The following is a 19,900-nucleotide window of genomic DNA, read 5'->3' on the forward strand; positions in this document are numbered from 1 at the left end:
AGGAGCGCCAGCGCGTCTCGAACCATGAGGCCCCGATCTCGCCCGCGGCCCATCCCTCGAGAGGGCCGCTGCGCGGCCTCCTCAGGCTGAGGGCTTTCTGCGTGGCGCTCTTCTTGGCTTTTCGCGACGAGCTGCTCAGCTAGCAACCCATCCGATCGGCGATCGCGCCGAAATCCTTGGCGACGATATCCCAGTCGCCGGTTGCTTCGAAGTCGACCTTCTGCAGCGGGCCGTATTCGGTCGGACGCGCCACAAAGGCGGTCTTCAGGCCGTTCTGCTGCGCATGCTTGAGATCGCCGTTGTGCGCGGCCACCATCATCACCTGCTCCGGCGGCAGGCACAGCAATTTCGCGGCGCCAAGATATGTCTCGGGATCAGGCTTGTAGTGCTCGAACAGTTCTGCCGACATAACGAGGTCCCAGGGCAGCCCTGCGAACTTCGCCATGTTGGTCAGCAGTGCGACATTGCCGTTCGAGAGCGGCGAGATGATGTATTTCGCCTTCAGCCGCGCCAGCCCCGCTACGCTGTCGGGCCAGGGATGCAGGCGGTGCCATCCCGTGGTGAGGTAATGCAGGTCGACGTCCGTCAATCCCTTGATGCCCTGCTGCTCGACCAGCTTCTCCAGTGAGCGGCGGTGCAGCACGTCGAGGATGACATAGCCGCGTTCGGGATGTTTGCGCACCTCGTCCATCGAGGCGACATAGACCGCGCGCCAGCCGTCAACCAGCGCGGACCAGTTGGCTTCGATGCCGCGCGTCTTCGCCCACTTCGTGAAGTCGTTGATCAGGCTGGTGCGCCAGTCGACGACGGTGCCGAACACGTCGAACACCAGCGCCTTCACCGCCGAAAGATCGGCCATGCTCGCCTCCCGTTTGTTTCTGACGCCGTCATTCCGGGTCCGATGCTTCGCATCGCCCCGGAATGACGAAGGAGTATCCTCAATCGAGATGGAACTTCTCGAGCTGGCGGTGCTCCGCCTTGATGTAGCGCACGGTGCCGGTGACCGAGCGCATCACCACCGTCTCGGTCTCGATCGTGTCCTTCTTGAACTTGACGCCCGTCAGCAGCGAGCCCGTGGTGACGCCGGTGGCGGCGAACAAGCAGTCGCCGCGCGCCATGTCCTCGATGCCGTAAATCATCTTCGGATCGGTGATGCCCATCTTGTGCGCACGCTCGCGCTTCTCCTCGCTGTCAAGGATCAGGCGGCACTGCATCTGGCCGCCGATGCAGCGCAGCGCTGCCGCGGCCAGCACGCCCTCGGGGGCACCGCCGGTGCCCATATAGATGTCAACGCCGGTCTCGTCCGGGTTGGTGGTGTGGATCACGCCGGCCACGTCGCCGTCGGTGATCAGGCGCACGGCGGCGCCAGTCGAGCGGATGCTCGCGATGATGTCGGCATGGCGCGGACGGTCGAGCACCAGAGCTGTGATCGCCGATGCCGGCACGCCCTTGGCCCTGGCGAGCCGCTGGATGTTGTCGGCCGGCGACGCGTCAAGCTCGATCACGTTCTTGTCGTAGCCCGGACCGATCGCGATCTTCTCCATGTAGACGTCGGGCGCGTGCAGCAGCGTGCCGCCATCGGCCATCGCCATCGTGGCGATCGCGCCCGGCATGTTCTTCGCGCAGAGCGTGGTGCCTTCCAGCGGATCGACGGCGATATCGACCTTCGGCCCGGCATTGAGCCCGACCTTTTCTCCGATGAACAGCATCGGCGCCTCATCGCGCTCGCCCTCGCCGATCACGATGGTGCCCTCGATCGGCAATTTGTTGAGTTCGCGGCGCATCGCGTCGACCGCGGCCTGGTCGGCCGCCTTCTCCTGGCCGTGGCCGCGCAGCCGCGCGGCCGACACCGCCGCCCGCTCCGTCACCCGCACGATTTCGAGCGTGAGAATGCGCTCGAGCAAAAGTTGCGGCGGGACGGAAATATGGGTCGACATCTCTGCACTCCTTCAGCCTTCGGGCCCCTCGCCCGCATTCAATCATCTAACGTAGAAGGCGTTCGCTATCGCACACTAATTTTTCTCAATTCGGATCACCTGCGGGCGACCGCTGATGACCCTGTCGCGCTGCACGGCCTTGAGCGCCCGGTGAACCGCATCTTCACTGGTCGCATAGGTAATCAGAATGACAGGAACCGGTGAAGCTTTTTTGGCCGAACCGTTAACATCACCGTCATTGCGGTGGCGCTGCACGATCGATTCCAGCGAAATCTTCTGTTCCGCAAGCCGCGTTGCGATGGTCGCGGCGGTGCCGGCGTGGTCGCGGGCCAGAAGGCGGATGTAATACCCGCCCTCATGGCGCTCCATCGGCGCCTTTGTCGTCGCGCGCAGGCTGTCGACCGGCCGGCCAAACGGCGTTGCGCGGATACCGCGCGCGACGTCGGCGATATCGGCAACGACGGCGGACGCGGTCGCCGCCCCGCCGGCGCCCGGCCCGACCAGTGTGATCGGCGGAATGCCCTCACCGTCGATCGTCACCGCATTGGTGACGCCCATCACTTGGGCAATCGACGAAGATTTCGGCACCATGGTGGGATGCACGCGCTGCTCGATGCCCTTTGCAGTTCGCACCGCAACGCCGAGCAGCTTGACGCGATATCCGAGTTCCTCCGCCGCACGCAGGTCTTCGGGCGTGATCGAGGAAATGCCTTCGACATAGACGGCGGTTTGCGCGACCTTGGTCCCGAAGGCGAGGCTCGCCAGGATCGCGAGCTTTTGCGCGGTGTCGTGTCCGTCGACGTCAAAGGACGGATTGGCTTCGGCATAACCGAGCCGCTGCGCGTCCTTCAAACATTCCTCAAACGACAGTCCCTCATGCTCCATCCGCGTCAGGATGTAATTGCAGGTGCCGTTGAGGATGCCGTAAACGCGATTGACGCTGGTGCCGGAGAGCCCCTCGCGCAGCGTCTTGATCACGGGAATGGCCGCGCCGACCGCGGCCTCGTAATTCAGTGCGCTGCCATGCTGCTCCGCGGCCTTGGCGAGCCGCAGCCCATGCTTGGCGATCAGCGCCTTGTTGGCTGTCACCACCGACTTGCCGGCCTTCAGCGCAGTCTCGATCGCCGAGAAGGCGGGATCATCGGCGCCCCCCATCAATTCGACGAAGCAATCGACATTGGAATCCTCGGCCAGCGCCTGCGGGCTTTCGGCCCAGTCGATGCCGCGCAAATCGAGTCCGCGCTTCTTCTTCGAACGCGCGGTGACCGCGACGACGCGCACGCCGCGGCCGCTGCGCGCCGCCAAGGCGGCACCCTGCTGCTCAATAAGACGGACGACTTCGGCGCCAACGGTGCCGAGCCCCGCTATGCCCACTTTCAGCGGTGCGACCATTGCAAACAGACCTGCCGGAGGAGATTAACGCCGGTTGGCGAGAGGAACCACGTTGTGCAACGTTTCGATGCCGCTTTCAAGGAAGCGGCGCACACCGCGCGCGGCCTGGCGAATACGTTGCTCGTTTTCCACCATCGCGATGCGGACAAAGCCTTCGCCGTGCTCGCCGAAGGCAACGCCAGGCGACACCACCACGCCGGACTTCTCCACCAAGAGGGTTGCGAACTGCATGCTGCCAACATCCTCGAACGCTTTCGGCAGCGGCGCCCAGGCGAACATCGAAGCTTGCGGCGGCGGGATATCCCAGCCGGCGCGGCCGAACGCCTCTACCAGCGTGTCGCGCCGGCGGCGGTAGGTCTCGCGCATTTCGCGGATACAGTCGTCCGGCCCGTTCAGCGCCGCGGTCGCGGCCACCTGGATCGGCGTGAAGGCGCCGTAATCGAGATAGGATTTCACCCGCGCCAGCGCCGCGATGATACGCTCATTGCCGACCGCAAAGCCCATGCGCCAGCCGGCCATCGAATAGGTCTTCGACATCGAGGTGAATTCGACGGTGACATCCATCGCGCCCGGCACCTGCAGCACCGAAGGCGGCGGATTGTTGTCGTCGAAATAAACTTCGGCGTAAGCGAGATCCGACAGGATGAATATCTCGTGCTTCTTCGCAAAGGCGACGAGGTCTTTGTAGAAGTCGAGATCGGCGACATAGGCCGTCGGGTTGGAGGGATAGCAGACCACGAGCGCGAGCGGTTTCGGGATCGAATGGATGATCGCCCGTTCCACCGCCTCGAAGAATTGCGGCGTCGGCTCCGACGGCACCGAGCGGATCACCCCGCCCGCCATCAGGAAGCCGAAGGCATGGATCGGATAGCTCGGATTCGGGCACAGGATGACGTCGCCGGGCGCGGTGATCGCCTGCGCCACATTGGCAAAGCCCTCCTTCGAGCCCAGCGTCGCCACCACCTGGGTGTCCGGATTGAGCTTCACGCCGAATCGCCGCGCGTAATACGCAGCCTGCGCCTTGCGAAGGCCGTTGATGCCCCGCGAGGCCGAATAGCGGTCGGTCCGCGGCTTGCCGAGGGTTTCCTTCAACTTCTCGAGCACATGGGGCGGCGTCGACAGGTCCGGGTTGCCCATGCCCATGTCGATGATGTCGGCCCCGGCATTACGCGCCGCTGCCTTGGCCTGGTTGACCTTCTCGAACACGTAAGGCGGCAGACGGCGAATGCGATAGAACTCTTCCATGGGCCCTTTGCTCCGACGACCGGCACGGCAGAATCGCGCGCGTTTACGCGGTTTGCCGAGACCAAGCCCGGTTTGGCCCGGAAATTACGCCCAATCAATGACTTAGAGCGTTTCCAGACGCAAAATCTGGGCTCGGCGACCGGATATGCGGTTGAATTGAGGTTCTTTTAGCATGTAGCGGTGGCAGCGCCAGCGATTAGCTTGCTGCCGCTTCACTTGCCGGCGCTTTGTGCGGCCGTGGCTTGGCGGTCGCGTGCGGCCTTCAGCTCGGCCTCGATCTTGGCCTGCTCCGCCGGCTTCATCGGCGCCTCCTCACGATCCGGCGGCATATCGTGCACCGGAAGATAGCCGCTGGCCTCCTTCGGACGCGCCGGGGCATCGGCTGGCACCCCGACGCCGGGAAGATCCGCGATCGACGTGGAGCAGCCGCCAAGCGCAACCGCGCACCCGAGCAGCGCGCCGACCGCGAGCAGCCTTTTCATTCGATCGATACGCATACGTCCGGAAGTCCCCACTTGCCGGTAACCAATCACTGGTACGAGCTTTGCAGCGACAAATCGTCTAATCGCTTCGGCTCTGCCCTAACCGTTCAAACCATTGTCGCCCGAAACGATTAAGTCGTGAACAACAAATCCGATTGATGCGGCTTCAATGTGTCGGAACTGGGAGGAATTTGTCGCAGTGCAACAATGCGAAAACCTAGAGAAATCCTACATCTTGCTTGCCGCACCGCGCGATGACGCGGCTCAATTGAAGCGATAGTGTCCACTGCATGAGCGACGTTACCCTCGAAACCCAGGCCACAAAGAAGTTCGACGGCGAAGCCTTCGCAATGAACATTGCGCGTGCGCTGGAGAGCTCCGGCCAGGCGCTTGCGGCCTATCTGAAGCCGCGCGAAAACGCTGACATCAAGGACAAGGCGGGAGGCGAGTTTGCGGAGGTGATCAAGACCTTCACCGCGGTCGCCGAATACTGGCTCTCGGACCAGGATCGGGCCGCTGACCTGCAGACCAAGCTTGGCAAGGCCTATCTCGACCTGTTCGGCTCAGCCGCCCGCCGCATGGCCGGCCAGGAAGCCAAGGCCGCGATTGATCCCGCACCGCGCGACAAGCGCTTCGCCGACCCGGAATGGCGGTCGAACCAGTTCTTCGACTTCATCCTGCAGCTCTATCTGCTCACCACGCAATGGGCGCAGGAGCTGGTACGCAACGCCGAGGGCATCGACCCGCACACCCGCAAAAAGGCCGAGTTCTACGTCCAGCAGATCACCAACGCGCTGGCGCCGTCGAATTTCGTTTTGACCAATCCGGAAGTGCTGCGCACCACGATGGAGACCAACGGCGACAACCTCGTTCGCGGCATGAAGATGCTGGCGGAGGACATCGAGGCCGGCCACGGCACGCTGCGGATCCGCCAGTCCGACCCGACCAACCTCGCGGTCGGCGTCAACATGGCAACCACGCCGGGCAAGGTGATCTATCAAAACGAGTTGATGCAGTTGATCCAGTACTCGCCGACCACGGAGACGGTGCTGCGCACACCGCTCCTGATCGTGCCGCCATGGATCAACAAGTACTACATCCTCGATCTCAGGCCCGAGAAGTCCTTCATCAAATGGTGCGTCGACCAGGGACTGACCGTGTTCGTGATCTCCTGGGTCAATCCCGATCGCGATCTCGGCAAGAAGACCTTTTCCGACTACATGACCGAAGGACCGCTGACCGCGATGGACGTCATCGAGAAGGTGACGGGCGAGATGAAGGTTCACACCGTCGGCTATTGCGTCGGCGGCACCCTGCTGGCCGCGACGCTCGCCTGGCTCGCCGAGAAGCGCCGGGTGCGGGTCACCTCGGCCACGTTCTTCGCCGCGCAGGTCGACTTCACTCATGCCGGCGACCTCCTAGTGTTCGTCGACGAGGACCAGATTTCCGCGCTCGAGCGCGACATGGAGCAGCGTGGCGTGCTCGAGGGCAGCAAGATGGCGATCGCCTTCAACATGCTGCGCTCGAACGACCTGATCTGGAATTATGTCGTCAGCAACTACCTGAAGGGGCAGCCGCCCTCCTCGTTCGACCTGCTGCACTGGAACTCCGACGCGACGCGGATGCCGGCGGCGAACCATTCCTATTACCTGCGCAACTGCTATCTGGAGAACCGGCTTTCCTCCGGCACCATGGTGCTGGACAACACGCTGCTCGATCTCTCCAAGGTGAAGGTGCCGGTCTACAACCTCGCGACCCGCGAGGATCACATCGCGCCGGCCGAATCGGTGCTGTACGGATCGCAATTCTTCGGCGGGCCGGTGAAATATGTGCTGTCCGGCTCCGGCCATATCGCCGGCGTGGTCAACCCGCCTGCGGCCAACAAGTACCAGTACTGGACCAACGACAACATCAAGGACGCCAAGCTTTCCGACTGGCTGAAGAGCGCCAAAGAGCACACGGGATCGTGGTGGCCCGATTGGCGCGAATGGCTGGAAAGCATCGATGCCGAGACAGTGCCTGCGCGCGCGGTCGGCTCGGAGGCACTGCCACCGATCGAAGAAGCTCCCGGCAGCTATGTCCGGGTTCGCGCATAGCGCGAGGCGCGCCGCTTCGGTATAATCAAGCGTCCATCGGAGCAGAAAAACCATCAGGCTCCAGACGGGACGCAGCTCAACCGAGGGGAAACCAATGACGCGCGAACTGTTCTGGCTGACGCTGACGGTAATCCTGACCGGAATATTGTGGATTCCCTACGCCATCAACCGCTGCCAGGTCCGCGGCCTCGCCGGCGCGATGGCCAATCCGTCGCGCAACGACAAGCCTCACGCCGACTGGGCGAACCGGCTGATGTTCGCGCATGACAACGCGGTCGAGAACCTCATCATTTTCGCGCCGCTGGTCTTGATCCTCAACGCAATCGACTACTCGACCAAATGGACCGTGCTCGCTTGCGCCGTCTATTTCTGGTCCCGCGTCGCGCACCTGATCGTCTATACGCTCGGCCTGCCGGTGTTCCGCACCCTCGCCTTCGTCATCGGCTTCCTCGCGCAAGCCGTGCTCGCGCTGGCGATCTTCAGGGCGTTCTGATTACAGTGCTTCACGGCTGTGGCCTGGCCTCGGGCTTCACGCTCAAATCCATCGATGCCGTCAGCTTGGCGCGAATGTAGTCGCCAGCCAACACGGGCTGGTACAGCGCGGGATGCTCCGCATCGACGCAAGTCGGGAGGCAGGCGACTTCGGCCGACTCGTTCGGTCCCGTGAAGGCCACCATGGAGAGGCGCGCGGTCGAGCCTGTGAGGCTGCGATCGGGGTTGGATACCCGATGCAGCGTCGAGCGCCAGCGGCCATTGGTCCATCGCGACATCAGATCGCCGACATTGATCACGAAGGAGTTCGGGACGACGCCAACCTCGCTCCATGTCCCGTCGCGATCACAGACCTCGAGACCGCCCGGCGCCTCGTCCTGCCGCAGGATGGTCAGGCCACCGTAGTCATGATGGGCGCCATAGCGCAATTGACCCGGCGCAGGCGGTTGCGGCTGATCGGGATAATGCACAAAGCGCAGCGTGATCGATGGATCGGCATACGAGGACGCGAAATAGTCTTCTGGCAGATCGAGGGCCAACGCCGAAAGACGCGTGAGATGGGCGGCGAGCGTCATAATCTCGGCCGACCAGGCTTCAACCAAGTCTCGAAGCCCGACCGGACTGGCGGGCCATATATTCGGCCGGCCGCTGTGGGCTTCCCGGTGCGGAGCCGCAAACACCAGGGCCTCGCACAGGTCAGGCGGCGTTTCGCCCGACAGGGTCTTGGCGACACTCTCGATTCCGATCGGCAGATAGCCGCGCCCCTTGGTCTTCTCGGGTGCCGTATTCTGCAGCTTCGTCGCCATGGACTGCGCGAAATAATCCTTCACAGCGCCATAGGTGTCGCTCGCGAGCTGTTCCGGCACCCCGTGCCCGACCACAACGGCGAAACCGATACTTTCGAACGCATGACCAAACGCCAGTCCGACCTTCTGGCGGGCCGCATCGTCACCGTGGACGAAGGGGGCTATATCGACGATGGGAAGAGTCATCTGAGGCATCGAAATCTCTCGGCAAACAGATCAGGTGGTCGAGCGGTCATTTGGTGTTGCTGAATCGCAGCGTGTAGGCGGATCTCACGTCGAGCGTTCTCGGATAGACTCCTGCCGTGGCGAGCGTGTCGAAGAAGCGGGTCCAGCGTTCGTCGGTCATGGCGCCAATCCCCAGCCTGTCGGCATCGCCCCCAAGGACAAGCTCGCGCTTGCGCATCTGATCGAGCTTGAAGCGGAACAGTTCCTCTCCCCCGGTTGGATTGACGGCGAGGATAGCTTTCATGGCCGGTGCGGCGTCACCCGTCATACATTCTTCGAACCCCTTTCGGGTTGCATCGACGAAGGCCTGAACGGTGTTGGAATGACCTTCAATATAGGCGTCGGTGGCGAAGATCGTGGTCGCATAATTGTCGTAGCCATAGTCGGCAAGCAGGATCGATACGGGCGGTGCAGGCAAGGCCTTGCCGAGCAGCAAGGCGTCTTCGGTGATATAGCCTTGCTGCACGGCCTTGGGATCGGCAAGAAACGGCGCAGCCGAATAGCTGTAGGCCGCCAGTTGATCATCCGAGAAGCCGAACTTGGCTTTCAGGAATTGCCAGAATTCGTTTCGTGAGAACTGGCCGATCATGATCCGCCGGTCCTTCACGTCCTGCAGGGTGGAAACGCCCTGGCCCGCATGAGCCACCAGCGTCTGCGGGTCCTTCTGGAAAAATGCCGCGACCGTACGGGCCTTAACGCCCCGATTGACCAGATTGAGCGTTGTGAAACTCGACCCCATGCCCATGTCGATTTCGCCGGCAGCGACCATGAGGGGCATATTGACGTTTGGATTGCCGGGACGAAGTTCGACGTCGAGGCCTGCGTCCTTGTAGTAGCCCTTGGCCTGGGCCTGGAAGAACCCGCAGTGCTCCCCTTGTGGCACCCAGTTTAGGCCGTAAACAACCTTATCGAGCGCCTGGGCTGGCGAACCCATGACCGACAAGGCCATCACACAGATAGCAAGGCACTGTTTCATGAGTGTAGCGGTCCGCATGCCTGCCCCTTTGGACTGGAAATGATTCAGCCGACCGTCGGGTAGCCATCGTCGTCACCACAACGGCAAGCTGAGCCTGCGAGCCAGCTTCATCTCCGTGTTTGCGGAGCGCTCGCGACCACTGGATTGCAAGGCAATAGGAAGTCTTGCACTGCAAAGCGTTGCGTACGAGCATCATTTTTTGCGCATTGTGTTCGCAAAAAGCGTACGCAGACAGGATGCGTCCTGTGCGCGACAGCCATCGGATCGCGGGCGCGCGCCCTCATCTGCGGCAACTGACCTCATCCAGTTTTCTGGTGAGCCTTTGAGCGCGTCCCTATTGTGCCGATCGTCCAATGTCGCTCCGGCAGAATCGTGACCGCATCGCTGTGCGCAACGCGGTCACGCTGACGGGAACAGTGTCGCCCGCTTCAGGCTTAGGCCTCAGCGAGCCCCAGCATCAGCCGCATGTTCTGCACCGCCGCGCCCGAGGCACCTTTGCCCAGGTTGTCGAGCCGCGCGACCAGCACCGCCTGATGGTGCTTGTCGCTGGCAAAGACATACAGTTCGAGCCTATTGGTCTCATTCAGCGCCTCGGGCTCGATCCGCCCGCTCTTGGCAGCCTCATTCTCAAGCGGCATGACCGAGACATAGCGGCTTCCGGCGTAGCGTTTCGCCAGCGCGTCGTGAAGGTCGGCCGCGCCGGGCTTGCCCGGCAGCGTCTCGAGCTGCAACGGCACTGACACCAGCATACCCTGCCGGTAGTTGCCCACCGACGGCACAAAGATCGGCCGGCGCGTCAGCCGCGAGTAGAGCTGCATCTCCGGCACGTGCTTGTGCTCGAAGCCGAGACCATAAAGTTCGAAGGCTGGCGCGGTGCCATCCTCGAAGCTTGCGATCATCGACTTTCCGCCGCCGGAATAGCCGCTGACGGCGTTGACGGTGATCGGATAGTCTGCCGGCAGGACGCCAGCATCCACCAGCGGGCGGAGCAGCGCGATCGCGCCAGTCGGATAGCAGCCGGGGTTGGAGACCTTCCGGGCGGTGCGGATCTTGTCCGCCTGATCCGGGGCGAGCTCCGGAAAGCCGTACGCCCAGTCGCTGGCGACGCGGAACGCCGTCGACGCGTCGAGCACGCGGGGGGCCGCTGTGCCCATACTGTCGATCAGCGCTACGGTCTCCTTCGCGGCGTCGTCCGGCAGGCAGAGGATCACCAGATCCACCTCCTCCATCAGCGCGCGCTTGGCACCTGCGTCCTTGCGCTTTTCTTCGGCAATGCTCTTCACCACCACGTCGTTTTGCAGCCGAAGCCGCTCATTGATGCCGAGGCCCGTTGTTCCGCTGGCACCGTCGACGAAGACGGCGGGCTTTGCGGAGCTGCCGACGGTCGGGGATGGCTTGACGTCAGAGAGGCTCATGGCTCGCTCCTTTCGAGCGTGTTCGGTTCATTTGCAAAGGCTTGCGGCCGCGCTTTCCGCATCAGATGCGCAATCTGCTGCGCGCCGGCATCGGTCTGCGAGGCGAGCGCGCCCGCCACCGCTGCATAGTCGGTTTCGGATTTGTGCTGGTTGAGCTTGAAGCTACCCTCGACCTCTTCAACCGTCATCTCAAGGCCCACGATTGCCTTCTTCATTGCCTCCAGCCGCGCGGCAGTCATCTTCGCCGACGTCCACGGCTTCTTCGGCAACAGCCTGTTCTCGAACTTGGCGCTGAGCGTATCGATCTGCACCGCAAGCTCATCATCCGATAGCGGCCGCACCGGACCGCTCAGGTGCACAGCCTGATAGAGCCAGGTCGGCACCTGATCCCGCGAGACGTACCAATCCGCCGACACATAGGCATCCGCTCCAGTGACGGCCAGCAGCCAGGACGAAGTCCCCGCAAGCTTTATCAGCGGATTGTGACGGGCAAGATGAAACACCGCGCGCGGCGTCCCGTCGGCAGCATAGGACAGATAGAACGGCAGCGACGAAGCGATCGGCTTGGCGCCGTCCCAGGCGCAGACAAGGCCGAACCCGCGCGCTTCCGCAAAGGCGAGACTTGCGGCGCGGTCGGGCTTGAACGGCGGTGGCGTATACATGTCGAACTCCGGAGATGGCTAGGAGCCGCCAGACCGACCGCGTTTCTTTTTTGAGGAAAGATGCCGCGGGAGGTGATCCGGCGGCAGAGGCGATGATCTTAAACGCAGACGACCGCCCACACCGCGCAAGCGCGGCGGCGGCGGGCGATGGAATTGGTCGCAACGTGGATCATGCGTGAGGCTATAGGGGCGTGGGGCCTGATCGTCAAGGCGCAACGCCGTCATTCCGGGGCGACGCGGTAGCGTCCAACCCGGAATCGCGCGCCGCAACCTCCAGCTTCCAGGTTCGCGCGCTAAAGGCGCGCGCCCCGGAATGACGAGCGTGGGACCAATTCAGATCACCGGATTCCACGGCGCCGGGATCACCCGGTAGCCATTGCCGTCCTTCTCGATATTGGCGAGGCCGGGGAACGGATAGTGGAAGCCCTGCAATTGCAGCTTCTCGGCGGCCACCATGTCGTAGACCCGGCGACGGGTCTTCTCGGCCATGTCGGCGTCCTGATCGAAGAAGGCGTGCCAGCCCGGATTGGTCGCGAACGGATTCGGATTGTTGGTGACGTCGGACTGGATGAACACCTTACCCGAGCCGGACGACAACACGTAGGAGGTGTGGCCCGTAGTGTGGCCAGCGGTCTCGACCGCGAGCAGTCCCGGCGCGACCTCCTTGCCCCATTCGTAGGGCGTCACCTTCTTCTGAAGGCTCGCCTCGAAGATGCTGCGGTTGTTCTTGAAAAGACCCTGCATGCGACCGGCCGGAGCGCGGCTCATCTCGCCATCGTCCATCCAGAACTTCCATTCCACCGCAGGCACCAGCACCTCGGCGTTCGGAAACGCCGGCGTGCCGTCCGCCGTCAAGAGGCCATTCACATGATCGCCGTGGAAGTGGGAGATCACGACCATGTCGACCGCCTTGGGATCGAATCCCGCAGCCGTCATGTTGTCGATGAACAATCCGTTGGCGCCCTTGCTGTTGACCTTGGCAGTAGGGCCGTTGCCGGTGTCGAGAACGATGAGCTTGCCGCCGCTGTTGATCACGAGCGGGGCGAAATGGATCGTGAAGACGTCACGCGGCAGGAACGCCTTTTCCAGTGCCGCGTTCACTTCCTCCTTCTTCGCATTGGTGATGAAGGAGTCTTCCAGCTTGAAGACGTTCTTGCCGTCGGACACCACGGTGACCTGGATGTCACCGACCTTGTAGCGGTAGAAGCTCGGCGCCTGTTTGTCCGCGAGTGGCGCCGCGGCCTGTGCGGAAACGTTCGGCAACAGTGGCGCAGCAGCAATAGCGGCTGCGCCCGCGAGGGCATGACGACGTGTGATTTCCATGATGCTCTCCCACTGAAACGATGGTCGCGGTATTTCCGCGTTGGCTTCCTGCAAGGACCCAATCTACCGGAAAATGGAGCGCCCAGTATCGACGGAGCTAACCCCCGCCTGAGGCGCTTATTCCACGTCTCACACCGTTCGCCACAACCACTCGGCGATGCGCGCCATCACGTCCCCGAACAGCAGCAGCACCGCCGACCACACCAGCGCGGAGATGAAATTGGCGATCTGGAATGGCCAATATGACATCTCGAAGATACCGGCCGCGAGCGGAACCGAGGCACGCAAGGGTCCAAAGAAGCGGCCAATGAAGATGCTGGGCACGCCCCATTTGCGTACGAAGGCTTCGCCGCGCGGCAGGATCTCCGGGTAGCGCGATAGCGGCCACATCTGCGCGACCTTTTCCTTGTAGCGGTAGCCGAACCAATAGGAGACCCAGTCGCCGAGCGCCGCGCCGATGCCGCCGGCGATCCAGACCGGCCAGAAACTAATACCGCTCACCCCGATCAGCGCACCGATCGCGACAAGCGCACCCCAGGCTGGGATCAGCAACGAAACAAAGGCGAGCGACTCGCCGAACGCCAGCACGAGGACGATTGGCGCGGCCCAAGCCTGGTGGTCGCGCACGAAATCGGCCACGGCACGCGCAAATTCTTCCATATAATGAACGCCTTCCCCGCCCCGCTCAGGTGGCTTGAACCTTTCTGCGGGCTCATAGCCTAAGGACAGGTAAGCCAGCCCCTTGCGTGACAATCAAGTCACAAAGCCGAAGGAAGCGGCGTGATTTCAGTTCCCGGCCCCATGGCCGCGGCGTTTTCCCACAAGATGAGGGTTTTTGATGATTGGATCGTTGATGATGTGCGTGAGTGCTGTCGTTCTGCTGCTCGGAATGCTGGGCGGCATCGCCATGGGTATCCAGCAAAACTTCACTTTGGCGCCGGCGCATGCCCATCTCAATCTCGTCGGCGGCGTGCTTTTGTTCCTGTTTGGGCTCTATTACCACCTGATTCCGGCCGCGGGGGCGACGATGCTGGCCCGGATCCAGGGCTGGATGCACATTCTGGGCGCGATCTTGTTCCCCGCGGGCGTGGCCATCGTGCTCCTTAAGGGATCCTCTTTCGAGATCGCTCCGGTCGTGGGCTCATTGCTGGTGGTCGGCTCCATGGCCCTGTTTGCTCTGATCGTGTTCCGCACCTCGCGCGCCTGATCGAGAGTCCCTATCTATTCTGTGACCGCCGGGCGAGGCATCGATTGCCGCTGCCCGGCGGTCACTTTTTAAGCCTATCCGTGTCATAGTCAGAGTGACTGATTCGCTGCGCGCTGTTTGCGCAATCTATGAAGAGCCATGTCCAAATCGCTGAAACCCGTTGCAAAAACCAAATCCAATGACGACCTGTTCGCCGGTGCCGAACCCAAGGGCCGGGCGCCGCTGAAGGTCGCTGCGCGGTCGGGTTCCGCTGAGGCTGACTATACCGCTGCTGATATCGAGGTGCTCGAAGGGCTGGAACCGGTCCGCCGGCGGCCCGGCATGTATATCGGCGGCACCGACGAAAAGGCGCTCCACCATCTGTTCGCCGAAATCATCGACAACTCCATGGACGAGGCGCTGGCGGGGCACGCCACCTTCATCGAGGTGGAGTTGACCGCGGATGGTTTCCTGACGGTCACCGACAACGGCCGCGGCATTCCGGTCGATCCGCACCCGAAATTCCCGAAGAAATCCGCGCTCGAAGTCATCATGTGCACGCTGCATTCGGGCGGCAAGTTCGACTCCAAGGTCTACGAGACCTCGGGCGGCCTGCACGGCGTCGGCGTTTCCGTGGTCAACGCCCTCTCCTCGCGGCTTGAGGTCGAGGTGGCGCGCGGCCAGAAGCTCCACCGCATGACGTTTGAGCGCGGCCATCCGAAGGGCAAGCTCGAAGACCTCGGCAAGGTCAGCAACCGCCGCGGCACGCGCATCCGCTTCAAGCCCGATACCGACATCTTTGGCGCCAAGGCCACATTCAAACCGCAGCGCCTGTTCAAGATGACGCGCTCCAAAGCGTATCTGTTCGGCGGCGTCGAGATCCGTTGGCATTGCGACCAGGAACTCCTGAAGGGCGTCGAGGATGTGCCGGCGGAGGCAACCTTCCACTTCCCCGGCGGCCTGAAGGATTACCTCGCCGCCGCGATCCATGCCGACACGCTGGTGCATCCGGACATCTTCTCCGGCAAGTCGGGCCGCAACGGCGCCCACGGCGCCTGCGAATGGGCGGTGGCCTGGACGGCGGACGCCGACGGCTTCCTGTCCTCCTACTGCAACACCGTTCCGACCCCCGATGGCGGCACCCATGAATCCGGCATGCGGAGCGCGCTGCTGCGCGGCCTGAAGGATCACGCCGAGCGCGTCGGCCAGGGCAAGCGGGCTGCATCGGTCACCTCGGAAGACGTCATGGTCGGCGCCGCGGTGATGCTCAGCGTGTTCGTGCGCGAGCCGGAGTTCCAGGGCCAGACCAAGGACCGGCTGGCCACCGCGGAGGCCCAGCGCATCGTTGAGCAGGCCATCAAGGATCCGTTCGATCACTGGCTGTCGGGCAATCCGGTGCAGGCCAACAGGTTGCTTGATTTTGTGGTCGAACGCGCCGAGGAACGGCTGCGCCGCCGCCAGGAGAAAGAGGTTGCACGCAAGACCGCCGGCAAAAAGGCTCGCCTGCCCGGCAAGCTCGCCGATTGTACCGACGCCGGACTTGCAGGTTCCGAACTCTTCATCGTCGAGGGCGACTCAGCCGGCGGCAGCGCCAAGCAGGCGCGCGATCGCAAGACGCAGGCCGTGCTGCCGCTGCGCGGCAAGATCCTCAACGTCGCCTCTGCCGGCAAGGACAAGCTGATGGGCAATGTCCAACTCAGCGACCTTGTGCAGGCGATCGGCTGTGGCACCGGTGCGCATTATCGCGAAGAGGACCTGCGGTATCAGCGCATCGTCATCATGACCGACGCCGACGTCGACGGCGCCCATATCGCGTCGCTGCTGATCACCTTCTTTTACCGCCAGATGCCGCGGCTGATCGACGAAGGGCACCTCTATCTGGCGGTACCGCCGCTCTACAAGCTCACTCACGGCTCCAAATCGGTCTATGCCCGCGATGACGCGCACAAGGATGCGCTGATCAAGAGCGAGTTCAATGCCAACGCCAAGGTCGAGGTCAACCGCTTCAAAGGCCTGGGCGAGATGATGCCGGCGCAGCTCAAGGAAACCACGATGGACCCGGCCAAGCGCACCCTGCTGCGGGTCGTTCTGCTTGCCGATGACCGCGAGGGCACCGCCGATTCGGTTGAGCGATTGATGGGCACCAAGGCCGAGGCGCGGTTCGCCTTCATTTCGGACAAGGCTGAATTTGCCAGCGACGACCTGCTTGACGTCTAACCATCGCTTTCCAGAATAACCCTCTGTACGCGCGGCAGATTTTTAACCTGCCGCGGCACGCCCACCGCTCCGGGCCGAAGACGAACCGAAGCGTTTTCAGGCAAGTGTGCCTGTCCCGCAACAGCATTCCTGGTTGAAATAGCTATAGTTTGTGCAGCTACGGAATGGAATCGACGCAGCCGTCAGGCGCTCGTCATGCAAGTTGGGGATTTGAACATGAAGAAATTGGCACTCGCTGTGGCGGCGGTTGCAGCACTGACGGGGTCGGCCTCGGCGGCTGATCTTGGCGCTCGGCCGTATACGAAGGCGCCGCCGCCGGTGGCCCCCGTCTATAACTGGACCGGCTTCTATGTCTTCGGCGGTGGCGGCGGCGGTCTGTGGGATGCTGACAGCAACGTTCAAACCACCGTTGGCGCGATTCCGCTGTCGCGCGACACGCGGCTCGGCGGCGACGGCTGGTTCGGTACCGTTGGTATCGGCTACGATTGGCAGTTCAACGGCCGGTGGGTTGCCGGCGTGTTCGCCGACGGCCAGTTCGGCAGCCTTCGTGGTTCGTTGACCGACCCGATCGACCAGGTCGAGGGGCGTGTGAAGCTTCGGACTAGCTATGCGGCCGGTGTGCGCCTCGGCTATCTGGTTGCGCCGAATGTCTACTCCTATGTCAACGGCGGCTATTCGGGTTCGGAATGGTCGGGCACGACCCTTTCCGATCTCGCCGGAAACCCGGTCGGTGCGACCACTCCTTCGTTCCGTCGTGACGGCTGGTTCGTCGGTGGCGGCGTTGAGAACAACCTCGATATCTTCGGCATCAGCGCACCTGGTTGGTTCATGAAGACCGAATATCGCTCCGCGTTCTACGACCGCATCTCTCTGCCCTCATCGTTCCTTGATGGCACACCGACGGGAATTTCGACGACCTTCAAGCCTTGGGTGCAGACCATCAGCACCTCGATCGTCTACCGTTTCAACTGGGGTACCCCGGTCGTCGGCAGGTACTGATCTCTGCTGAACTGGCAGGCAGAAGCCCCGGCATCGCCCGGGGCTTTTTTTGCGTTTGCGCCTGGGGTTCGTTGCAAGACCGGCACGTCTGCGACATCCGGGGCTGGCAAAGCCTCGCCCCAGTCGGCATCTTCCCTCAATCTCGACAACAGAAGCGGAAAACAACAATGGGAACGCCCCTCTTCGACCTTACTGGCAAGGTTGCGATCGTCACCGGCGGCAATGGTGGAATCGGGCTTGGGATGGCGCGCGGGCTGGCGGATGCCGGCGCTGCGATTGCCGTCGTCGGCCGCAACGAAGAGAAGTCGGCGGCCGCGGTCGCCGAACTTAAGCAGCGCGGCGGCAAGGCCGTTGCGATCGCCGCCGATGTCACCGACAGCAAAGCCGTCGCCGACATGGTGGCGCGCGTCAAAGCCGAGTTCGGGCGAATCGATATCCTCGTCAACAACGCCGGCATCAATATCCGCAAGCCGCCGCATGAGCTCGATATCGGCGAATGGGACAGCGTGATCGCGACCAACCTCACCAGCGCCTTCCTATGCTCGCAGGCGGTCCATCCGGCGATGAAAGAAGCCGGCGGCGGCAAGATCATCAATATCGGCTCGATGATGTCGATCTTCGGCGCCAGCTTCACGCCGGCCTATGCCGCGAGCAAAGGCGGCATCGTGCAGTTCACGCGCTCCTGTGCCTGCGCCTGGGCGGCCGATAACATCCAGATCAACGCGATCCTGCCCGGCTGGATCGACACCGACCTGACCCGGCGCGGCCGCAGCGAGATCGCCGGGCTGCATGAGCGGGTGCTGGCGCGCACGCCGGCGGCGCGCTGGGGCGATATCGACGATCTCTCGGGGATCGCGGTGTTCCTCGCGTCGCCGGCTTCCGATTTCATCACCGGCACCGCAATCCCCGTCGACGGCGGCTATTCGATCATGGGCTGATTCAGGAGAGCGCGGGCGACTGCACATGTTCGGGACGCACGCCGATCCCGACGAAGCGCGCGGTGATGCCCTGCAACCAGGGCATCACCGTGACCAGCCGCACCGCCAGCGGAACCTTGACTGGCTGATTGGCGGGTCCCAGCGCCGTGCTGATGATCCTGTTCTGCACGATGGTCTGCATCGTCTGCGTCATCTTCATCGGAAATTCGCGCCGCTTGCGTACCGCGTCGAGTTCATCCTCGGTCGGGCAGCCGCCCGCAAGCTTTGCCGCCAGCAGATTGGCGGTCGCGACCGCATCCTGCACCGCCAGGTTGACGCCGACGCCGCCGACCGGCGACATCGCATGCGCGGCGTCGCCGATGCACAGCAGCCCCGGCAGCGTCCAGCGCTTTAGCCTGTTAATCGCAACCGTCAGGAGCTTCACGTCGTCCCAGCTTTTGACGTCGGAAATGCCGGACTTCAGGATCGGCGCCAGCCGCACCACGTCATCCAGCAGCGCCGGAAGTCCCCTCGCCTTCACCGCGTCGTATTGTCCCTTGGCGATCACATAGGCGCATTGCCAGTAATCGCCTCGGTTGAACGTGACCATCATCTTGCCGGGCTCGACCCGCGCGAACAGGTTCTCGTTTTCGTCCGGCCGCCGCCCGACGCGAAACCACAACACGTCCATGGGCGCGCCGATCTCCTCGACCGCAAGTCCGGCGCGCTCGCGCACAGTCGAGTGACGGCCGTCGCAAGCAATCGTCAGATCGGCCTCGATGTCGAGCGCGCCCTCCGGCGTCCTGGCCCTCACGCCGGCAACGCCTTCACCACTGCGTATCAGATCGGTCGCCTCCGTGCTCATCAGCACTTGCAATGAAGCGAAACGCTTGCCGCTCTCGCGCAGGAAGTTGAGAAAGTCCCATTGCGGCATGAAAGCAATGAACGGGTATTTTGCGTCCGTGCGGGAGAGATCGGCGATCCGGACCTTGGTGCCGCCGAACATCCCTTCGAGCTTCTGCAATTCCTGGTGCGGTAGCTTGAGGAAGCCGTCGATCAGCCCGAGTTCATCCATCACCTGCAAGGTCGAGGGATGCACGGTGTCGCCGCGAAAGTCGCGGAAGAAGTCGGCATGCTTCTCCAGCACCACCACATCGACGCCGGCGCGGCCCAGGAGATAGCCAAGCATCATGCCCGCCGGCCCGCCGCCGACGATGCAGCAGCGCACTTTCATCCTGCGCACCGACGGATGCTGCGATACGCTTGCGCTCATGATGCCCTCGTCGAGACCCGGCTTGAACTATAGCGCCAATCAGACGACTAAAGCGGAATGAAGTTAGCTTGAATCGATTTGGGATTCCCAAATCAGGCGGTTTCTGATTCCCCATGCTGGCTGGGCTGGAGGCCGGCATGGATGGGCAAGCCTTACTCTTTGGATTTGAGGAAGCGGGTCGTTGCGGCGGTTGTGAGTGGAGGGCTGTCGTGCCATGAGGCGGCCGAGCAGTTCGGGATCGCCGTCAGCACTGCCAT

At 62.9% G+C, this 19,900-nt stretch carries 19 protein-coding genes; 7 read left to right on the forward strand and 12 right to left on the reverse strand.

Annotation, left to right across the window (positions count from 1 at the left end; translation table 11 throughout):
* Window positions 1-139: 139 nt before the first annotated feature.
* The 5 genes from AC5ZG1_RS36930 to AC5ZG1_RS36950 all read right to left on the reverse strand — a co-directional run bounded on the left by AC5ZG1_RS36930 (window position 140) and on the right by AC5ZG1_RS36950 (window position 5,071).
* Complete coding sequence (locus AC5ZG1_RS36930) at window positions 140-859, reverse strand: haloacid dehalogenase type II (protein ID WP_456641551.1); 720 nt, start codon at window positions 857-859, stop codon at window positions 140-142.
* 79 nt (window positions 860-938) lie between these two features.
* Window positions 939-1,937: a class II fructose-bisphosphatase gene (gene glpX, locus AC5ZG1_RS36935; protein ID WP_456641550.1), complete on the reverse strand. Its 999-nt coding sequence runs from the start codon at window positions 1,935-1,937 to the stop codon at window positions 939-941.
* Window positions 1,938-2,012: 75 nt separating this feature from the next.
* Complete coding sequence (locus AC5ZG1_RS36940; RefSeq protein ID WP_456641549.1) at window positions 2,013-3,329, reverse strand: homoserine dehydrogenase; 1,317 nt, start codon at window positions 3,327-3,329, stop codon at window positions 2,013-2,015.
* 24 nt (window positions 3,330-3,353) lie between these two features.
* On the reverse strand, window positions 3,354-4,574 hold the full coding sequence (locus AC5ZG1_RS36945) for an LL-diaminopimelate aminotransferase (RefSeq protein WP_130228036.1): 1,221 nt from the start codon (window positions 4,572-4,574) through the stop codon (window positions 3,354-3,356).
* 212 nt (window positions 4,575-4,786) lie between these two features.
* Window positions 4,787-5,071: a hypothetical protein gene (locus tag AC5ZG1_RS36950; RefSeq protein ID WP_496135827.1), complete on the reverse strand. Its 285-nt coding sequence runs from the start codon at window positions 5,069-5,071 to the stop codon at window positions 4,787-4,789.
* A gap of 275 nt (window positions 5,072-5,346) precedes the next feature.
* On the opposite strand from AC5ZG1_RS36950, the gene AC5ZG1_RS36955 reads away from it, so the two are divergent.
* Both AC5ZG1_RS36955 and AC5ZG1_RS36960 read left to right on the forward strand, forming a co-directional pair.
* Window positions 5,347-7,152, forward strand: a complete 1,806-nt coding sequence (locus tag AC5ZG1_RS36955; RefSeq protein ID WP_496135828.1) for a PHA/PHB synthase family protein — start codon at window positions 5,347-5,349, stop codon at window positions 7,150-7,152.
* 94 nt (window positions 7,153-7,246) lie between these two features.
* Window positions 7,247-7,645, forward strand: a complete 399-nt coding sequence (locus AC5ZG1_RS36960) for an MAPEG family protein (RefSeq protein WP_456641546.1) — start codon at window positions 7,247-7,249, stop codon at window positions 7,643-7,645.
* 10 nt (window positions 7,646-7,655) lie between these two features.
* Here AC5ZG1_RS36960 and AC5ZG1_RS36965 read toward each other — a convergent pair whose 3' ends face one another.
* The 6 genes from AC5ZG1_RS36965 to AC5ZG1_RS36990 all read right to left on the reverse strand — a co-directional run bounded on the left by AC5ZG1_RS36965 (window position 7,656) and on the right by AC5ZG1_RS36990 (window position 13,711).
* Window positions 7,656-8,645, reverse strand: coding sequence for an isopenicillin N synthase family dioxygenase (locus AC5ZG1_RS36965; RefSeq protein ID WP_496135829.1), 990 nt, complete (start codon window positions 8,643-8,645; stop codon window positions 7,656-7,658).
* Window positions 8,646-8,682: 37 nt separating this feature from the next.
* On the reverse strand, window positions 8,683-9,651 hold the full coding sequence (locus AC5ZG1_RS36970) for an ABC transporter substrate-binding protein (RefSeq protein WP_496135830.1): 969 nt from the start codon (window positions 9,649-9,651) through the stop codon (window positions 8,683-8,685).
* A gap of 434 nt (window positions 9,652-10,085) precedes the next feature.
* Entirely contained in the window at window positions 10,086-11,066 is a 981-nt protein-coding gene (gene argC, locus AC5ZG1_RS36975; RefSeq protein WP_496135831.1) for an N-acetyl-gamma-glutamyl-phosphate reductase, read from the reverse strand.
* Window positions 11,063-11,728 carry an FMN-binding negative transcriptional regulator gene (locus AC5ZG1_RS36980; RefSeq protein ID WP_496135832.1) on the reverse strand — a complete coding sequence of 222 codons (666 nt, stop codon included), beginning with the start codon at window positions 11,726-11,728 and terminating at the stop codon, window positions 11,063-11,065. Before AC5ZG1_RS36980 ends, argC begins: the two co-directional genes overlap by 4 nt.
* A gap of 333 nt (window positions 11,729-12,061) precedes the next feature.
* A complete protein-coding gene (locus tag AC5ZG1_RS36985) occupies window positions 12,062-13,051 on the reverse strand; it encodes an MBL fold metallo-hydrolase (protein ID WP_496135833.1) in 990 nt (329 codons plus the stop codon).
* A 129-nt stretch (window positions 13,052-13,180) separates the two neighbouring features.
* Complete coding sequence (locus tag AC5ZG1_RS36990; protein ID WP_130228029.1) at window positions 13,181-13,711, reverse strand: DedA family protein; 531 nt, start codon at window positions 13,709-13,711, stop codon at window positions 13,181-13,183.
* A gap of 178 nt (window positions 13,712-13,889) precedes the next feature.
* On the opposite strand from AC5ZG1_RS36990, the gene AC5ZG1_RS36995 reads away from it, so the two are divergent.
* The 4 genes from AC5ZG1_RS36995 (at window position 13,890) to AC5ZG1_RS37010 (ending at window position 18,391) form a co-directional block, all read left to right on the forward strand.
* Window positions 13,890-14,258 (forward strand): hypothetical protein, encoded by a 369-nt coding sequence (locus AC5ZG1_RS36995; protein WP_130228042.1) that lies wholly within the window; start codon window positions 13,890-13,892, stop codon window positions 14,256-14,258.
* Window positions 14,259-14,396: 138 nt separating this feature from the next.
* Window positions 14,397-16,454 carry a DNA topoisomerase IV subunit B gene (parE, locus tag AC5ZG1_RS37000; protein WP_496135834.1) on the forward strand — a complete coding sequence of 686 codons (2,058 nt, stop codon included), beginning with the start codon at window positions 14,397-14,399 and terminating at the stop codon, window positions 16,452-16,454.
* Window positions 16,455-16,670: 216 nt separating this feature from the next.
* On the forward strand, window positions 16,671-17,453 hold the full coding sequence (locus AC5ZG1_RS37005; protein WP_130228027.1) for an outer membrane protein: 783 nt from the start codon (window positions 16,671-16,673) through the stop codon (window positions 17,451-17,453).
* A gap of 167 nt (window positions 17,454-17,620) precedes the next feature.
* Window positions 17,621-18,391 carry an SDR family NAD(P)-dependent oxidoreductase gene (locus tag AC5ZG1_RS37010; RefSeq protein ID WP_496135835.1) on the forward strand — a complete coding sequence of 257 codons (771 nt, stop codon included), beginning with the start codon at window positions 17,621-17,623 and terminating at the stop codon, window positions 18,389-18,391.
* A 1-nt stretch (window position 18,392) separates the two neighbouring features.
* On the opposite strand, the gene AC5ZG1_RS37015 is transcribed toward AC5ZG1_RS37010, so the two are convergent.
* Window positions 18,393-19,643: an FAD-dependent oxidoreductase gene (locus AC5ZG1_RS37015; protein ID WP_496135836.1), complete on the reverse strand. Its 1,251-nt coding sequence runs from the start codon at window positions 19,641-19,643 to the stop codon at window positions 18,393-18,395.
* Window positions 19,644-19,784: 141 nt separating this feature from the next.
* On the opposite strand from AC5ZG1_RS37015, the gene AC5ZG1_RS37020 reads away from it, so the two are divergent.
* Window positions 19,785-19,900: helix-turn-helix domain-containing protein (locus AC5ZG1_RS37020; RefSeq protein WP_496135703.1), on the forward strand; the 116-nt coding region annotated here is incomplete at its 3' end.

The organism is Bradyrhizobium sp. Leo78 (genome assembly GCF_059512425.1).

Coding starts and splice junctions, on each gene's coding strand:
- AC5ZG1_RS37010 (WP_496135835.1), top strand. CDS start 17,621: ATGGGAACGCCCCTCTTCGACCTTACTGGCAAGGTTGCGATCGTCACC.
- AC5ZG1_RS36980 (WP_496135832.1), bottom strand. CDS start 11,728: ATGTATACGCCACCGCCGTTCAAGCCCGACCGCGCCGCAAGTCTCGCC.
- AC5ZG1_RS36955 (WP_496135828.1), top strand. CDS start 5,347: ATGAGCGACGTTACCCTCGAAACCCAGGCCACAAAGAAGTTCGACGGC.
- AC5ZG1_RS36950 (WP_496135827.1), bottom strand. CDS start 5,071: ATGCGTATCGATCGAATGAAAAGGCTGCTCGCGGTCGGCGCGCTGCTC.
- AC5ZG1_RS37005 (WP_130228027.1), top strand. CDS start 16,671: ATGAAGAAATTGGCACTCGCTGTGGCGGCGGTTGCAGCACTGACGGGG.
- parE (WP_496135834.1), top strand. CDS start 14,397: ATGTCCAAATCGCTGAAACCCGTTGCAAAAACCAAATCCAATGACGAC.
- AC5ZG1_RS36945 (WP_130228036.1), bottom strand. CDS start 4,574: ATGGAAGAGTTCTATCGCATTCGCCGTCTGCCGCCTTACGTGTTCGAG.
- glpX (WP_456641550.1), bottom strand. CDS start 1,937: ATGTCGACCCATATTTCCGTCCCGCCGCAACTTTTGCTCGAGCGCATT.
- AC5ZG1_RS36990 (WP_130228029.1), bottom strand. CDS start 13,711: ATGGAAGAATTTGCGCGTGCCGTGGCCGATTTCGTGCGCGACCACCAG.
- AC5ZG1_RS36960 (WP_456641546.1), top strand. CDS start 7,247: ATGACGCGCGAACTGTTCTGGCTGACGCTGACGGTAATCCTGACCGGA.
- AC5ZG1_RS36930 (WP_456641551.1), bottom strand. CDS start 859: ATGGCCGATCTTTCGGCGGTGAAGGCGCTGGTGTTCGACGTGTTCGGC.
- AC5ZG1_RS36965 (WP_496135829.1), bottom strand. CDS start 8,645: ATGCCTCAGATGACTCTTCCCATCGTCGATATAGCCCCCTTCGTCCAC.
- AC5ZG1_RS36970 (WP_496135830.1), bottom strand. CDS start 9,651: ATGAAACAGTGCCTTGCTATCTGTGTGATGGCCTTGTCGGTCATGGGT.
- argC (WP_496135831.1), bottom strand. CDS start 11,066: ATGAGCCTCTCTGACGTCAAGCCATCCCCGACCGTCGGCAGCTCCGCA.
- AC5ZG1_RS36940 (WP_456641549.1), bottom strand. CDS start 3,329: ATGGTCGCACCGCTGAAAGTGGGCATAGCGGGGCTCGGCACCGTTGGC.
- AC5ZG1_RS36985 (WP_496135833.1), bottom strand. CDS start 13,051: ATGGAAATCACACGTCGTCATGCCCTCGCGGGCGCAGCCGCTATTGCT.
- AC5ZG1_RS37015 (WP_496135836.1), bottom strand. CDS start 19,643: ATGAGCGCAAGCGTATCGCAGCATCCGTCGGTGCGCAGGATGAAAGTG.
- AC5ZG1_RS36995 (WP_130228042.1), top strand. CDS start 13,890: ATGATTGGATCGTTGATGATGTGCGTGAGTGCTGTCGTTCTGCTGCTC.